General features: G+C 60.6%; 12 protein-coding genes. 4 read left to right on the plus strand and 8 right to left on the minus strand.

The genetic code is table 11. From position 1 onward, the window contains the following. Positions 1–96: 96 nt before the first annotated feature. On the minus strand, positions 97–261 hold the full coding sequence (locus ACSFE6_RS27460) for a hypothetical protein (RefSeq protein ID WP_435430538.1): 165 nt from the start codon (positions 259–261) through the stop codon (positions 97–99). Between the two features lie 205 nt (positions 262–466). Between ACSFE6_RS27460 and ACSFE6_RS27465 the strand changes: the two genes are divergently transcribed. The 3 genes from ACSFE6_RS27465 to glgB all read left to right on the plus strand — a co-directional run bounded on the left by ACSFE6_RS27465 (position 467) and on the right by glgB (position 8190). Beyond that, positions 467–2461, plus strand: a complete 1995-nt coding sequence (locus ACSFE6_RS27465) for an alpha-1,4-glucan--maltose-1-phosphate maltosyltransferase (RefSeq protein ID WP_435430539.1) — start codon at positions 467–469, stop codon at positions 2459–2461. Positions 2462–2614: 153 nt separating this feature from the next. Further along, positions 2615–5956 carry a maltose alpha-D-glucosyltransferase gene (gene treS / locus ACSFE6_RS27470; protein WP_435430540.1) on the plus strand — a complete coding sequence of 1114 codons (3342 nt, stop codon included), beginning with the start codon at positions 2615–2617 and terminating at the stop codon, positions 5954–5956. 2 nt (positions 5957–5958) lie between these two features. Further along, positions 5959–8190, plus strand: coding sequence for a 1,4-alpha-glucan branching protein GlgB (glgB, locus tag ACSFE6_RS27475; RefSeq protein ID WP_435430541.1), 2232 nt, complete (start codon positions 5959–5961; stop codon positions 8188–8190). 89 nt (positions 8191–8279) lie between these two features. Here glgB and ACSFE6_RS27480 read toward each other — a convergent pair whose 3' ends face one another. The 7 genes from ACSFE6_RS27480 to ACSFE6_RS27510 form a co-directional block, all read right to left on the minus strand. After that, positions 8280–9149 (minus strand): SphA family protein, encoded by an 870-nt coding sequence (locus ACSFE6_RS27480; RefSeq protein WP_435430549.1) that lies wholly within the window; start codon positions 9147–9149, stop codon positions 8280–8282. 128 nt (positions 9150–9277) lie between these two features. Next, on the minus strand, positions 9278–10339 hold the full coding sequence (locus ACSFE6_RS27485; protein WP_435430542.1) for an NADH:ubiquinone reductase (Na(+)-transporting) subunit F: 1062 nt from the start codon (positions 10337–10339) through the stop codon (positions 9278–9280). 10 nt (positions 10340–10349) lie between these two features. Further along, positions 10350–10709 (minus strand): phenol hydroxylase subunit P4, encoded by a 360-nt coding sequence (locus ACSFE6_RS27490; protein ID WP_435430543.1) that lies wholly within the window; start codon positions 10707–10709, stop codon positions 10350–10352. Between the two features lie 147 nt (positions 10710–10856). Then, complete coding sequence (locus ACSFE6_RS27495; RefSeq protein ID WP_435430544.1) at positions 10857–12383, minus strand: aromatic/alkene/methane monooxygenase hydroxylase/oxygenase subunit alpha; 1527 nt, start codon at positions 12381–12383, stop codon at positions 10857–10859. Positions 12384–12430: 47 nt separating this feature from the next. Further along, positions 12431–12703: an MmoB/DmpM family protein gene (locus tag ACSFE6_RS27500; RefSeq protein WP_435430545.1), complete on the minus strand. Its 273-nt coding sequence runs from the start codon at positions 12701–12703 to the stop codon at positions 12431–12433. Next, entirely contained in the window at positions 12700–13695 is a 996-nt protein-coding gene (locus ACSFE6_RS27505) for an aromatic/alkene monooxygenase hydroxylase subunit beta (RefSeq protein WP_435430546.1), read from the minus strand. Before ACSFE6_RS27505 ends, ACSFE6_RS27500 begins: the two co-directional genes overlap by 4 nt. 55 nt (positions 13696–13750) lie before the next feature. Continuing rightward, positions 13751–14005 (minus strand): phenol hydroxylase subunit, encoded by a 255-nt coding sequence (locus ACSFE6_RS27510; RefSeq protein ID WP_435430547.1) that lies wholly within the window; start codon positions 14003–14005, stop codon positions 13751–13753. Between the two features lie 382 nt (positions 14006–14387). On the opposite strand from ACSFE6_RS27510, the gene ACSFE6_RS27515 reads away from it, so the two are divergent. Continuing rightward, positions 14388–16091: a sigma 54-interacting transcriptional regulator gene (locus tag ACSFE6_RS27515; protein ID WP_435430548.1), complete on the plus strand. Its 1704-nt coding sequence runs from the start codon at positions 14388–14390 to the stop codon at positions 16089–16091. Positions 16092–16180 lie beyond the last annotated feature (89 nt).

Here is a 16180-nt window from a genome sequence, read left to right on the forward strand (position 1 = left end):
TCCCCTTCTCCCCTCCCCCCCCCCCCCCCCCCCCCCCCCCCCCACACCCACCCCCCCCCCCCCCCCCCCCCCCCCCCGCTCCTACATTGAATTGTGTTATGGATTAACGATCACCGGCGGCATGGTCGTCGGCGGTTCTTCCCGTGGCGGTGGGGTGGTGCCGGGTGGCTCCTGCTCGGGCACCGGTTGCGGGTCGGTGGGCGGGATCACGGGTTGGTCGATGTTCGGATCGGGGGTTTTGGCCGGGAATGGATTGGTCATTGTTCAAGCCTCCAGTGGCACATGGCGTGAGTCGTGCTTAAGTTGGTTGACCGCCGTGCGAGGGATTTGATTCCAGACCATTTGAGGTGAACTTTGGGGGCCACCGTCGCTCGGAACCTAAGTGAGCTCATTCGCTGAGGCGCCGACTGACGTGAATGACAACCCGACACGTGAGCGTCCTTGGGGCGTACAGGAGCGATGCTCGATGACGACTGAAAAACCAGGAGAACTGAGCTACAACCCGCACATTCCACTGTCACAGGCGCTGCTGTTGCCGCGCATCGTGATCGATAACGTCATGCCCACCCTCGATGGCGGACAGTTTGCCGTCAAGGCCGTGGTGGGGCAGGACGTGGTGGTGACCGGCAAGGTGTTTGCCGACGGTCATGACAAACTCGCCGTGCGCATACGTTGGCAGGCCGAGGGCGAGGAGGTTTGGGGCAGCGAGGTCATGGTCGACCGGGGCAATAATGGTTGGCAAGGTTCGTTCCATGTGCAGGAACAAGGCCGCTATGTGTTTTGTATTGAAGCCTGGATCGACCAGTTCGCCAGCTTTCGTTATGAGCTGGAAAAAAAACACGCGGCGGGCGTCCCTGTCAGCCTGGAGCTGCAGGAGGGCCGTCTTCACGTGCAGCAGGCCGCTGAACGTACGGAGGGCCTCCTGAGCGAACAGCTTGCGGCATTGCACCATGAGTTGTCAGGGCTGCTGGAAACCGAGCAGGTCGCGCTGTTTTTGCACCAACGTAGCGCCGAACTGATGGCCCAGGCCAATCACCGTGCTTTCCTGAGCCTCAGTCCCGAATTCCCAGTGGATGTCGAGCGTGAGCTTGCGCAGTTCGCCAGTTGGTATGAGCTGTTCCCGCGTTCGATCACCGATGATCCGGCGCGCCACGGCACGTTCAACGATGTGCATTCGCGGCTGGCGATGATTCAGGACATGGGCTTCGACGTCCTGTACTTCCCGCCGATTCACCCGATCGGTCGCAGCTATCGCAAAGGCCCGAACAATTCCCTCACCGCCGGTCCCGACGATCCGGGCAGCCCGTATGCCATTGGCAGTCCCGAAGGCGGGCACGAAGCGATTCATTCAGAGCTGGGTACACGCGAAGATTTCCGTCGGCTGGTGGCGGCGGCGGCGGCCCATGGCCTGGAAATCGCCCTCGATTTCGCCATCCAGTGTTCCCAGGATCACCCGTGGTTGCAGCAACATCCCGGCTGGTTCAACTGGCGTCCGGACGGCACGATCAAATACGCGGAAAACCCGCCGAAGAAGTACCAGGACATCGTCAACGTCGACTTTTATGCGGTTGAGGCGATTCCCAGTCTGTGGGTCGAGTTGCGCGACATTGTCGTCGGTTGGGTGCTGGAGGGCGTGAAGCTGTTCCGCGTCGACAACCCGCACACCAAGCCGTTGCCATTCTGGCAATGGCTGATCGCCGATGTGAGGGCGTTGTACCCGGACGTGATCTTCCTCGCCGAGGCCTTCACCACACCGGCCATGATGGCGCGGCTGGGCAAGGTCGGTTACTCCCAGAGTTACACCTACTTCACCTGGCGCAACACCAAGCAGGAACTGGCCAGCTATTTCACCGAGCTCAACGAATCACCGTGGCGCGAGTGTTACAGGCCGAATTTCTTCGTCAATACGCCGGACATCAACCCGGCCTTCCTGCATGAGTCCGGTCGCCCCGGCTTTCTGATTCGCGCGGCGCTGGCGACCATGGGATCGGGGTTGTGGGGTATGTATTCCGGCTTTGAACTGTGCGAGTCGGCACCGATTCCGGGCAAGGAGGAATACCTCGATTCCGAGAAGTACGAGATCCGTCCACGGGACTTCAACGCTCCGGGCAACATCATTGCCGAAATTGCCCAGCTCAACCGCATCCGCCGGCAGAACCCGGCGCTGCACACGCACCTGGGCCTGAAAATCTACAACGCCTGGAACGACAACATCCTCTACTTCGGCAAGCGCAGCGCCGACGGCAGCAATTTCATTCTGGTGGCGGTCAGCCTCGACCCGCATCACGTGCAGGAGGCGAATTTCGAATTGCCGTTGTGGGAAATGGGCCTGCCCGATGATGCCAACACCCAGGGCGAGGACTTGATGAACGGCCACCGCTGGACGTGGCACGGCAAGCACCAGTTCATGCGCATCGACCCGGCGTATCAGCCGTTCGGGATTTGGCGAATAACCACGTAATGCATAAACGCAAAAACCTGTGGGAGCGAGCCTGCTCGCGAAGGCGGCGGAACAGTCAGCATCAGTGGTGACTGACACTCCCTCTTCGCGAGCAGGCTCGCTCCCACAGGGGTGATCAGCACAGCGGCATTACCGATTCAACAGGAGTTTCACATGGCGAAGAAACCCAAGGCAGCCACGTTCATCAAGGACCCGCTCTGGTACAAGGATGCGGTGATCTATCAGGTTCACGTCAAATCCTATTTCGACTCCAATAACGACGGAATTGGCGACTTTCCTGGCCTGATCGCCAAACTTGATTACATCGCCGAGCTGGGTGTCAACACTATCTGGCTTCTGCCGTTCTACCCCTCGCCACGCCGTGATGATGGCTACGACATTGCCGAATACCGGGGCGTGCACAGCGACTACGGCACGATGGCCGACGCCAAACGCTTCATCGCCGAGGCGCACAAGCGCGGCTTGCGGGTGATTACCGAATTGGTCATCAACCACACCTCCGACCAGCACCCGTGGTTCCAGCGTGCGCGCAAGGCGAAGAAAGGTTCGGCGGCGCGGGATTTCTATGTGTGGTCCGATGACGATCAAAAGTACGACGGCACCCGCATCATTTTTCTCGACACCGAAAAGTCCAACTGGACCTGGGACCCGGTGGCCGGCCAGTACTTCTGGCACCGTTTCTATTCACACCAACCGGACCTGAATTTCGATAACCCGCAAGTCATGAAAGCCGTGCTGTCGGTGATGCGCTACTGGCTCGACATGGGTATCGATGGCCTGCGCCTGGACGCGATTCCGTATCTGATCGAGCGCGACGGTACCAACAACGAAAACCTGCCGGAGACCCACGACGTCCTTAAGCAGATCCGCGCCGAAATCGATGCCAATTACCCGGACCGCATGTTGTTGGCCGAGGCCAATCAATGGCCGGAAGACACGCAGTTGTATTTTGGTGACACCGACAAAAAAGGCCTGAACGGCGACGAATGCCACATGGCGTTTCACTTCCCGCTGATGCCGCGCATGTACATGGCGCTGGCCCAGGAGGACCGCTTTCCGATCACCGACATTTTGCGCCAGACCCCGGAGATCCCGGCCAATTGCCAATGGGCGATTTTCCTGCGCAACCACGATGAACTGACCCTGGAAATGGTCACCGACAAGGAGCGCGATTACCTGTGGAATTACTACGCCGCCGACCGGAGGGCGCGGATCAACCTCGGCATTCGCCGACGGCTGGCGCCGTTGATGGAGCGCGACCGCCGCCGTGTTGAATTGCTCAACAGTTTGCTGCTGTCGATGCCCGGCACGCCGACCCTGTATTACGGCGATGAAATCGGCATGGGCGACAACATCTACCTCGGCGACCGCGACGGCGTGCGCACGCCGATGCAATGGTCGATCGACCGCAACGGCGGATTCTCCCGTGCCGATCCGGCCAGCCTGGTGCTGCCGCCGATCATGGACCCGCAGTACGGCTACCTGTCGGTCAATGTCGAGACCCAGGCCGGCGACCCGCATTCGCTGCTCAACTGGACCCGGCGCATGCTCGCGGTGCGCAAGCAATCCAGGGCGTTCGGTCGTGGCACGCTGAAAATGCTCTCGCCAACCAATCGCCGGGTATTGGCATACACCCGTGAATACACCGGGCCTGACGGCAAGCACGAAATCATTTTGTGTGTGGCCAACGTGTCGCGCAGCGCCCAAGCGGTGGAGCTCGACCTGGCGGCGTACGTTGGCATGGTGCCCGTGGAGATGCTGGGCGGAAACGCGTTTCCACCCATCGGCCAGTTGAATTTCCTGCTGACCCTGGCGCCTTACGGTTTCTATTGGTTCGGCCTCGCTGCCGAGAACCAGATGCCGAGCTGGCACGTGGAGCCGGCACAGAGCCTGCCGGATTTCACCACGCTGGTGCTGAAAAAGCGCATGGAGGAACTGCTTGAAGCACCCTCGCGGGGCACGCTCGAGAAAGAGATCCTGCCCAATTGGTTGCAGAACCGCCGCTGGTTCGCCGGTAAGGACGCAGCCATCGAACAGGTCCGCCTGGCTTACGGGGTGCGGTTCGGGGATGCGCAGCATCCGGTGTTGTTCAGTGAAATCGAAGTGACCAGCGCCGGCCAGACCAGCCGCTATCAACTGCCATTCGGTTTCATTGCCGAAGAGCAGGTGGGTACCGCGTTGCCGCAACAGCTTGCTCTTTCAAGGGTACGCCGCGGGCCTCAGGTCGGGTTGATCACCGATGCGTTCAGCCTGGAAAGCTATGTGCGCACCGTATTGCTGGCCATACAGAACAACACGGTGCTGCCTTCCGTCGATGGCGAGATCCGCTTCGAACCCACCGCCGAGTTGGCAAAACTGGGGCTGACGGCTGAATCCGAGGTGCGCTATCTGTCCGCCGAGCAATCCAACAGCTCGGTGGTGGTCGGCAACAGCCTGGTGCTGAAGCTGATCCGCAAGATTGCGCCCGGTGTGCACCCGGAACTGGAAATGAGCGCCTACCTGACCCGCGCCGGTTTCCGCCATATCTCACCGCTACTCGGTTCCGTGGTTCGCCGGGACGTCAAAGGCGAAGACAACCTGCTGATGATCGCCCAGGGCTACTTGAGCAATCAGGGTGACGCTTGGGAATGGACGCAGAACAACCTTGAGCGGGCGCTGCGCGACGAGCTGGCGGACGCCATGTCCGAGCAGGAGCAGCACTACAACGCCCTTGGCGAATTGAAAGATTTCGCTGCCATGCTTGGCCAACGGCTGGGGGAAATGCATCTAGTGCTCGCCGCGTCGAGCAGCAATCCGGACTTCAATCCGCACGTCACCACGCAAAAGGACGCGCTGGCATCGGCGAAGGATGTGGCGAAGCAAGTCGAGCAGGCGTTGAGGTTGCTTAAGCAGCATCAAGGCGAACTGAACCCGGCGGACAGCAACCTGGTCAGCCGTTTGCTGGGCAACCAGAAAGCCATCCTCGGCCACGTCCAGGCGTTGGCCAAACAAACGGCGGGTGGCTTGCGCATTCGCGTGCACGGCGATCTGCATCTGGGCCAAGTGTTGGTGATCAAGGGCGATGCCTATCTGATCGACTTCGAGGGTGAGCCGGCGCGGCCCTTGCATGAACGTCGGGGCAAGCACAGTCCGTACAAGGATGTCAGCGGTGTGCTGCGCTCCTTCGACTATGCAGCGGCCATGGCGATCAATGTGCAGAACGTCGACAACAGCGAGGCGGCGCGAACCGCACGGCAACGGGTCGCGGATCGTTATTTAAGTGAAGCAAAACATGCATTTGTGGTCGCTTATCGGCAATCGGCAGCTACGCTTGGCCATGCATGGCAAGATCCGGAAGGCGAGGACGCCGCCTTGGCGTTGTTCGGCCTGGAGAAGGCAGCGTATGAAGTGGCCTATGAGGCGGAGAATCGCCCCGGTTGGCTGCCCGTGCCCTTGCACGGTTTGTACGGGTTATTGAGTGGGCTCAAACCCTTTTCCGATCTTGGTGGAGAGTAGTCATGAGTTTCTCGAACAAGGAACAGGGTCATTACAAAGAAGGCCTGCTGCCCAAAGCACGGGACATCGACGCGCTCGTGCGCGCCGAGCATCACGACCCTTTTGCAATTCTCGGCCCCCACGGCGATGGCGTCGGCGGGCAATTCATCCGGGCGTATCTGCCGGGCGCCTTGAGCGTGCAGGTGCTGGCGAGGGACTCCGGGGAAGAACTCGGCAACCTTGAAACGACCGAGACCCCGGGGCTGTTCGTCGGGCACTTCGACCGGGCGCAACCCTATCTGTTACGCACCCGCTGGGCCGGTGGCGAACAAACCGCCGAAGATCCATACAGCTTTGGCCCCTTGCTGGGTGACATGGATTTGTACTTGTTCGCCGAGGGCAATCACCGGGATCTGAGCAGTTGTCTCGGTGCGCAGTTGACGTCCGTGGATGGGGTCGATGGCGTGCGCTTTGCCGTTTGGGCACCGAATGCCCGGCGCGTATCGGTGGTCGGCGATTTCAATGCCTGGGACGGGCGCCGTCACCCGATGCGCTCGCGCCATCCCACCGGCGTATGGGAAGTGTTTATCCCGCGCCTTCAGGCGGGGGAGGCCTACAAGTACGAAATTCTCGGCAAGCAGGGGATTCTGCCGCTCAAAGCCGACCCCATGGCGCTGGCCACCAGCCTGCCGCCGGACACCGCTTCGAAAGTCGCCTCACCCTTGAAAATCGAGTGGCGGGACCAGGATTGGATGCAGTCCCGTGGCGAGCGCCAGCGTCCCACCGCCCCCCTGTCGATCTACGAACTGCATGCCGGATCCTGGCAGTGCGAGCTGGACGATCTGGGCGAAGTGGCCCGTCAGTACACCTGGCCCGAACTGGCCGAGCGGCTGATTCCCTATGTCAAGGAACTCGGCTTCACCCACATCGAACTGATGCCGATCATGGAACACCCGTTTGGCGGCTCTTGGGGGTATCAATTACTTTCGCAGTTCGCCACCAGCGCGCGATACGGCACCGGGGATGAGTTCGCGGCCTTCGTCAACGCCTGCCACCTGGCCGGAATCGGCGTGATCCTCGACTGGGTGCCCGCGCATTTTCCTACCGACACCCATGGCCTGGCGAATTTCGACGGCACCGCGCTGTACGAATACGGCAACCCCCAGGAAGGCTTTCATCAGGATTGGGACACGCTGATCTATAACCTGGGGCGCACCGAGGTGCACGGCTACATGCTGGCCTCGGCGCTGCACTGGCTCAAGCATTTCCACGTCGACGGCCTGCGGGTCGATGCCGTAGCGTCGATGCTCTACCGCGATTACTCACGCAAGGCCGGTGAGTGGGTGCCGAACCGTCATGGGGGACGGGAGAATCTTGAAGCCATCGACTTCCTGCGCCATCTGAACGACGTGGTTGCGCTGGAAGCACCCGGTGCCTTGGTGATTGCCGAGGAGTCCACGGCCTGGCCGGGTGTCAGCCAGAGCACGCAACAGGGCGGCCTGGGCTTCGCTTACAAATGGAACATGGGCTGGATGCACGATTCGTTGCATTACATCCAGCAGGACCCGGTGTACCGCGCCCATCACCACAACGAACTGAGTTTCGGCCTGGTGTACGCCTGGTCTGAGCGTTTCATCCTGCCGATTTCCCATGACGAAGTGGTGCACGGCAAACATTCGCTGATCGACAAGATGCCCGGCGACCGTTGGCAGAAGTTTGCCAACCTGCGGGCCTATCTGAGCTTCATGTGGACGCATCCGGGCAAGAAACTGTTGTTCATGGGCTGCGAGTTCGGCCAGTGGCGCGAATGGAACCACGATCAGCAACTGGACTGGTACCTGCTGCAATACTCGGAGCACAAGGGTGTGCAAAAACTGGTCGGCGACCTCAATCGGTTGTATCGCGAGGAGCCGGCGCTGCACGAGCAGGACGACGTGCCACAGGGCTTCCAGTGGATGATTGGCGATGATGCGATCAACAGCGTTTACGCCTGGCTGCGCTGGAGCAAGGAGGGTAAGCCAGTGCTGGTGGTGGCCAACTTCACCCCGGTGCCGCGCGAGGCTTACCGTGTCGGTGTGCCTTTCGCCGGGCACTGGGCCGAGCGATTCAACAGCGATTCGTCAATCTATGCCGGTTCCAACTATGGCAACAGCGGCGGGGCATCTGCCGAGGAAACGCCGAGCCATGGGCAGGCACTGTCATTGGTATTGAATTTGCCGCCGTTGGCGGTGTTGATTTTGAGTCCCGAGGGCTGATCCGGAACCGCGTCGATACCATCGCGGGCAAGCCCGCTCCCACAGGGATCAGTGGTGTTCACAAATGTTGTGTCCACCACCCCGCTCGGTCAAAACGGCACGGTCAGTTTCATCCAGTACGCATTGCCCTGCGCCCGGTTGCGCACGCCGGTTTCCTGCTCCCATTTGCCCGTTAAAAACCACCCGTCCTTGCTGGTGTATTTGACCGAAGGCCCGATAGCCAGCGACCGCCCCTTGTTGTCTTCGATGGTCTCGCCGTTCTGGCGGTCGTCGGTGGTCTGGCGGTAGTAGTAACCGCCAACGCCCAGCACCCAACCATTGCCCAGTCCCCAGCCGACGGCATAGTCGACGTGAAATTCCTGGCCCGAACGGTAGTCGGTCGCCGGGTTTTCGCGGTTGAAGTCATACATGATCTTGGCATCGAGGTTCAGGCCGTCCGGGTCGACGTAGGACATGGCGTAGACCGGCTCGATCACCCAGTAATTGCGCCCCGTATTGGCCAGGTCGCCACGATCATAACGACCGCTCGGGGCGATCATGTCCAGGGCGAGGATGCTGTGGAATTTCTCGCTGTGATGAAAGCCCAGCGCTGGCCCGAAGATGATGTCGCCCAAGCCTTGCTTGCTTTGCGACTGCCCGTTCAATTCAACCTTCAAATCCACCAGCGGCACGATTGCATGCAGCGCCACGCTCGCGCCGAACACCGTGTAGTCGCTGACCCAGATCAGCCGTGGGGTGATGGCGTTGGCCCGTACGCGAAAATCCACCGGGAGTTTCTTACCATCGTTGCCGCGCAGGTTGTCGGCCTCATAGTGATTAACGAACAGTTGTCCGTAGAAGCCCGGTGGCGGCATCGCGCCGGACATGTAGTTTTCCGCACCTAAAGGATAGGAAGTGCCACCGCCTTCGGTGGCGTGAACGGCGACAGGCAAGACGGTCAGTGCAGCGGTCACGATCATTTTTTTTGTTATGCGAGTCATGCATTTCAACCTTTATTGTTGTTATCGGTCGGGCACACCCAATACCTGTGGGAGCGAGCCTGCTCGCTCCCACAGTGGATCTGTGGTGGTCTCAGGTTTGTATGTACTCAGATGCGTTTGAACAACGCCGAACGCTGGGTCGACTCGCCTCCGTCAGCGGCGCTGTAGAAGCGTTCCATGAAGATGTCTCGCTCGAACAATCGCCCCTGCATCAGGCACGTGATCGCCGAGTCGATCATGACCGGCGGCCCGCACAGGTAGGCCTTGCGGCTGCTGAAGCGGCCGTCGAAGTGGTGGCGGGCGGCGTCATGCACGTAGCCCTTGAACCCCGTCCATTCGGGATCCTCGACCGCCTGGCTCAAGGCCGGCACGTAGGTGAAGTTGGCGTGATCCCGGGCCAGCCCTTCGAACAGTTCGCGGTTGTACAGCTCCGCACGGTTACGCGCGCCCTGGAACAGCACGATCTGCCGGGTATCGCCCGCTTCCAGCAGGTCGAGAATCATCGACTGCGGGCTCGACAATCCCGAGCCGCCGGCGATGAAAATCAGGTCGCCGCTTTGCGAGCCACGGACGAAGAACTGCCCGTAGGGTCCCGAGAGATCCACCGTGTCGCCGACCTTCAACTCGTCATGAATCATGCCGGTGGCCAGCCCGCCGTCGACCCGCCGCACATGCAGTTCGACTTCATCGGAGCGGCTCGGCGGATTGGCCAGCGAGAAGGCTCGCGTGCCTTCGACGCCGGGCAATTGCAGGTTGATGTATTGCCCGGCCTGGAAGGCCATAGGCCGGTCGAGCTTAAGGTGCACGCCCTTGATGGTCGGCGACAGATCCACCAGTGCACTGACCACCGCGCGATAATCCTCGACGGGATGGCCTAGGAAATCCGGATCGGCATCGATGTCGGCCTCGATCACCATGTCGCTCTGCGGGATCGCACAGCACGCCAACACCTTGCCTTCATCGCGCTCCATGTCCATCAGTGCAAAGGACGACGCGGCACCGAGGTCTGCTTCGCCCTCCAGAACCTGGACCTTGCAGGTGGCGCAGGTGCCATGGCCGCAGGCAAATGGCAACCAGACGCCTTGGCGCAACGCCGCCTGAAGGATGGTCTGCCCCTCTTCCACTTCGATCTGTTCGCCAGTGGGTTCGATGGTGACTTGGTAACTCATGACCCTGTCCTCAGTTGAAGCTGTCGGCAATGCCGTTCAAGCCTGGGGTGTTCAGGTGCAGCAGGCTCTTGTGATCGATGCCGTTGGCGATCAGGCTCGCTGCGTTGTCCGGGGTGAACGGTTGGTCGTTGAGGCGCCATTGCGCCTGGCTGAAATCGACCCGCGCCGCGTCCGGGTGTTGGGCAATCGAGGGTTTGACCACCTGTTCGATGAAGTCCGCGAACGGCATCGCCGGTGGCAGTGGGAAGGTGAACGGGGCACAGAACATCAGGTGCTTTTCCCAGCACAGGTACACCAGTTGCAGGCCGTGGAAATTGTCCTGGCGGTCCAGGGGTTGGGCGTCGTAGGCGCCGATGGAAGTCACGGGCATGGTCGTTTTCCTTCTTATTGTTCGGATGAAATGTAGGAGCGAGCATGCTCGCGATGGTCGTCAACGATCACGCGGGGCATCTGAATACATGCGTTGCCCAGACGTTTCTCGCGAGCATGCTCGCTCCTACAGTGGTTCTTGGTTGTGTCAGCCGGCCTTGGCCGGGTGCCAGTCCTGCCAGCGTCGATGCTCGGTGGAGCCCAGGTATTCGAAGTTGTCCTGGCCGGGGTTGATGTTGTAGTAGTCGCGCACCACCGACTCGACATCGCCGCCACCGCAGTTGCCCTGCAGGATCTGGTGCACCGGCAGCCAGGCCTGGATGTACTTGGTCGGCTCGTACTCGAAGATGTCGCAGCAGCCCTGGGAGCAGAAGTGATAGCGCTCGCCCTCGTGCACGGCGCTACGATGGCTGAGGGTGGTCGGGTCATCCGGTTCGCCGAAGGACAGCGGGATCTGGCAGATCTGGCACAGCATCGGCAGGGTCGGGTTATAGAAACGCTCGCCCTTCTCTTGCAGCGCACGCCAGTGTTCGTAGCGTGGGCGATAGATCTTGTCGAAGGTGTCCGGGTACTTGGACGACAGCCAGTCCAGTTCTTCGTCGGTGGGTATCCAGGTGTGGAAATTGGTCGCCTGGCTGTATTGATAAAAGATCGACCAGGCCTGGTGGCTGACATGATCCTTGCCGATGTTGGCCTCTTCGACGTGCTTGGGCGGACGAATGCCGTAGCGCTCCAGGTCCTTGAACAGCGCCCCGCCCGCCTCTTCGAAATACACGCCCCAGGCTTCGGACCAGGACATGACTTTGTTGGGCAGCATGTAGTCCATCATCATTCCCACCAGCGTCAGCAGGCGGTAGCCGCGCCAAAACCACTTGTCGATCCAGCGCTGGATGATCGGTACGTTGTCTTCGTGCTGCTCCAGCAGGAACTTGATCACCTCAAGGCCCAGGGTCATGTGCCGGGCCTCGTCGGACTGCGCCGAGAAACCGAAGGTCACCGTGGCCATGTCGCCGTTGAACGCAGCACCGGACATGAACGGCACGAACAACAGGTTGGTCAGCACGTATTCGAAGGAGAACGAGATCGCCGTCAGGAACTCGAACGGGCCAGCGGTGCGCGCATCCTCGAAGAAGGATTTCGGTACCGAGAGGAACCACACCCGGTCGTGCATATGGGCGAAATCATGCAGACCGTTGAAGTGCTTGTTGTAGTGACTCATGGCGTGGATCTGGGTCTGCACGTGGCGCAGCTCGTCGATGGCCTGCATCTGGCAGGCGATGCGCGCACCGGCGCCGCTGAACTGCCGGCCGACCCTGGCGAAGCCTTGATAGGCCTGGTATTCCAGCGGCGTCACACCGGACAGAAACAGCTTCAGCGCGTTGACATAACGGGCGTCTGACAGCGTGGTGTGGCTGTTGTTTTGCGCGAACGCGTCGAAGATCGCGTAGAGCTTTTTCTCTTTCTCGGCCTGGTATTTCCAATAGGTATCCATGGTCAGGCGGAATGGGTCTTCCCACTTGTCCCAGTCGGTGATCTTGATCCCCTCGAAGCGTTCGTGGGGATAGATGGCTTCATGGGTCTGGTAGCTCGGCTCCCAGTCCAGGTCCCGGGTCATGCAGCGATACTTCTCTTTGGAAGAAAGGGCTTTGGCATTGAGGCGTTTTTTCACGGCCATGATGGCGCTCCCGAATTCTTGTTATGGATCGTTGGCGACAGGCTCGATCAGCTGTTCCAGTACAGGGAAAAGCTGTCGTCCTCTTCCACGACGTTGCCGCCCAGGGTGATCACGTACATCAGCATTTCCTGGATATCCCAAGAGCTGCCGGTGAACTGCTCGACCGTGTCGCGACGAATGTCCAGGCGGCCCTCGGCCTCGATGCGGATCATTGAAGGCTGGTGCTGGATCTCGGCATGGGGGTTGTCCTGCACGATGGCGTCGACGATCGAACGGGCGTAATCGGTGTCTTGCAGGTTCATGTAAACGAGGGAAGTCATGACTGGGCTCCTGTGAGGCCGATTTTCTTCAGGCGGGCGCTGAATTCGCTGCACACCGCATCGAGCGCCGAGGCTTCGAGACCCAGGCCTACCAGCGGTTGCAGGGCCTCGACCGAACGCTGGTTCCAGTGATCGACCCAGCCCTGCACCAGCGCCTTGTTGGCCGCGCTTTCGTTGATCACGGTTTTGAGCAGGCCATCGACCCAGCGCTGGCTTTCGGCAAACCACAGGCGCATGAACTCGGTGAGCATGCCGACCTGGCCGGCGCCGTTGGCCGTCAGTTGCTCGTCAAGCTTGTGGAACAGCAGCGGGTACACCAGGCCGTCGCTGACCAGGTTCTGCGCCACGGTCAACTCGAACCAGTCGCGCACCACCAGGGTGTCCTCGACGTAGCGGCGCATGCCCTGCCACGCAGGATCGTTGAGCCATTGCTGCTTGGCCTGTGCCAGCAGCAACACGTCGCCGTCATCGAGCATCAGGCCGATCCGCGACAGGTACTGGGCGATGCCCAGGCGGTCCATGGCCTGGAACATGTGCATCTGCGTGACGCTGGTGCCGAAACCATCGGCGGCGATGTTGCTGTTGTTCATGTTGGCGCCCATCTCGGCGTGGCGCAGGGGCAGCAGCAACTTGCAGATCAGCTGGACATTGGCGCTGGACAGGCTAGCGAGCATGTCGCGCTTCTCGCAGAAGGCGTAATCGTGCTCGGCGTTTTCCTGCATCTTTGCCCGCGCCTGGACGTAGGCGCCGTAGTAGTACTGGCGCGGGTCGCTGACCGCGTACCAGTCGGCCATGACCACCGCGGTGCGGGTGGCATCATTGAGCAATTTGTCCGGCTGCCAAAGCGGCCGGTAGTGAAAGTTGGTTGCTGATTCCAGGTCGAAACTGGCTTCCTGGTAACGGCTGGCGACCTTGTCGCCAAACCGGCGTCGGGTGTGGCTGAAGGTGTTGCGGATCGTCTCGACGGTGGCCGTCTTGATCTCGACACTCATGGAGTGGACTCCTGTGGTTATTGTTCTGTTGGGGATTGCCCTGGGAATGAGCGGCTCAATCGTTGTCGCCGGTTTCGCCGTAGCGCCACTTGCGCGCATCGGCCTCGAGGGCCTCGCACATCCGGGCGTCCATGTGTTGCACCTGGTTGACTTCGCAGAACGTGCCGAACGCCTTGCGCGGCAGTACCAGCTCGACGAACAGGTCGGGAAAGCCGATGGCGAAATCGAATTCGACGAAGGTGTCATCAGGTCCGCTGCGTACACGGATGTAGCGCGGCATCTGGTCGAACGTGCGGGCGGGTTGGCTCATGCTCGGGTACTCCCTTGTTATGTTCGGGGTACGGAGCAACAAGGGTGCCAGCGCCGTAAAATCGTCTGAAACTGATTTTTTATTCGTTTAAAAACAATCAGTTGAGAATACATACGGCAAAAAGCAAGCGATCCAATCCCGGTCCACAAGCCGTTTCACGAACCGGTAAATTGATCATTTGCTCAAACGTCCCGAGCCCCTTCGATCAAATGAACCAATCACGCGACGATTGACTTTTCGCTCGCTTTCAGGCCGCTTAGAAAAAGAGAAAACGACCTTGCCTGCCTGCTTACACCGGTCGCTATCGATGCGTAAAAAAACCGCCATGGCCTGGGCGGAACGCATCACCACCCCAATAACTACAACCCCAGGGGCGCAGTGAATGATCACCACCTACAAGGCTTCCCAGCTTCCGCCGCCGCTCAAGGACCTGAGCGATCAGGTTCGCTTTCACGGGCATGAAGGAAAAATCTGGCTGGACGAGCAACGCATGTTGCTGATCCAGGTATCGATGATGGCGTCCTTTCGGCGCGAGCTGATCGAGATGCTTGGCGTCGAGCGCGCCAAGGGATTTTTTCTGCGCCTGGGCTATCAGTCCGGGCTCAAGGATGCGGAACTGGCGCGCAAGCTGCGGCCCCAGGGTACCGACGTCGAAATGTTCTTCACCGGTCCTCAGTTGCACTCGCTCAAGGGCATGGTCAACGTGCGCCCACAGGCAATCGACATCGATCTTGCGAACGGTCAGTTCTACGCCGACATCGAATGGCAGGACTCGTTCGAAGTGGAAAACTGCCAGAGCGAAAACCTGCATTCCGAGCAACCGGTGTGCTGGATGCTGCTCGGTTATGCCATCAGCTACAGTTCGTTTTTCCTCGGTCGGCAGATCATCTACAAGGAGGTCAGCTGCCGCGGTTGCGGCGATGCCCATTGCCGGATCATCGGCAAACCGGCCGAGCAATGGGACGATGCCGACGAGATCATGCGCTACTTCCAGAGCGATCCGATCATCGACGAACTGCAAGCCTTGCAGGTGCAAGTGGCCAACATGCGCCAGCGCTTGCAGATCGAGGCCGGCAAGTTCTACGGCATCGGCCAGTCGGCGATCTACCGCCGCACCTGCGCGCTGATCGACAAGGTCGCACTGGGCAAGGCTTCGGTGTTGCTGCTGGGCGAGACCGGTGTGGGCAAGGAAGTCATCGCTCGCAGCCTGCATTTGCGCAGCGAGCGGGCCGGCGGACCTTTCATTGCATTGAACTGCGCCGCCATTCCGGCGGACCTGATCGAGGCCGAACTGTTCGGCGTGGAAAAAGGCGCCTACACCGGTGCCCAGCAGTCACGCATGGGCCGCTTCGAACGGGCCAATGGCGGCACGCTGTTTCTCGATGAAATCGTCGAACTGAGCCCCCGCGCCCAAGCCACCCTGCTGCGGGTGTTGCAGGAGCAGGAGCTGGAACGGGTGGGAGATTCGCAAACCCGTAAAGTCGATGTGCGTGTCATTACCGCGACCCATGAAGACCTGGAAAACGCGGTGAAGCAAGGCCGGTTTCGCGCCGACCTGTTCTATCGCCTGAACGTATTCCCGGTGCGTATCCCGGCCCTGCGGGATCGCCGCGAAGACATTCCGCTGCTGATCGAACACTTCCTGGAGAAACTCCACGCCAGCTACAAGAAAAAGACCCTCGGCCTGTCTGACCGCGCCTTGCAGATGTGCCTGCACTACGATTGGCCGGGCAACATCCGCGAGCTGGAAAACCTGATGGAACGCGGCGTGATCATCACCGACGACAACCAGAGCATCACCGTCGACGCCCTCTTCCCCCATGCGCCCCAGGAGGCCGAAAGCATAGGCCTGGCCAGTGACGGGCGATTGGTGAAGTCCACGCCCGCGCCGGGCCAGGACTGGATCAACAGGATCATCGACAGCGGCATCGCACTGGATTCGGTGGAGGATGCGTTGATCCACGCCGCCATGGAGCGCGCCCAGCAAAACGTCTCGGAAGCGGCGCGCCTTTTGGGCATGACCCGTCCCGCACTGGCCTATCGCTTGAAAAAATCGCCTACGGATGCGCCCGCGTCCAAGGGTTGATCATTTGGAGAGCCCCTCTGTGGGGGGGGGGGGGGGGGGGGGGGGGGGGGGGGGGGGGGGGGGGGGGGGGGGGGGGGGGGGGGGGCTGG

This window comes from Pseudomonas baetica (genome assembly GCF_051216495.1).
In the GTDB taxonomy this organism is placed as follows: domain Bacteria; phylum Pseudomonadota; class Gammaproteobacteria; order Pseudomonadales; family Pseudomonadaceae; genus Aquipseudomonas; species Aquipseudomonas baetica_B.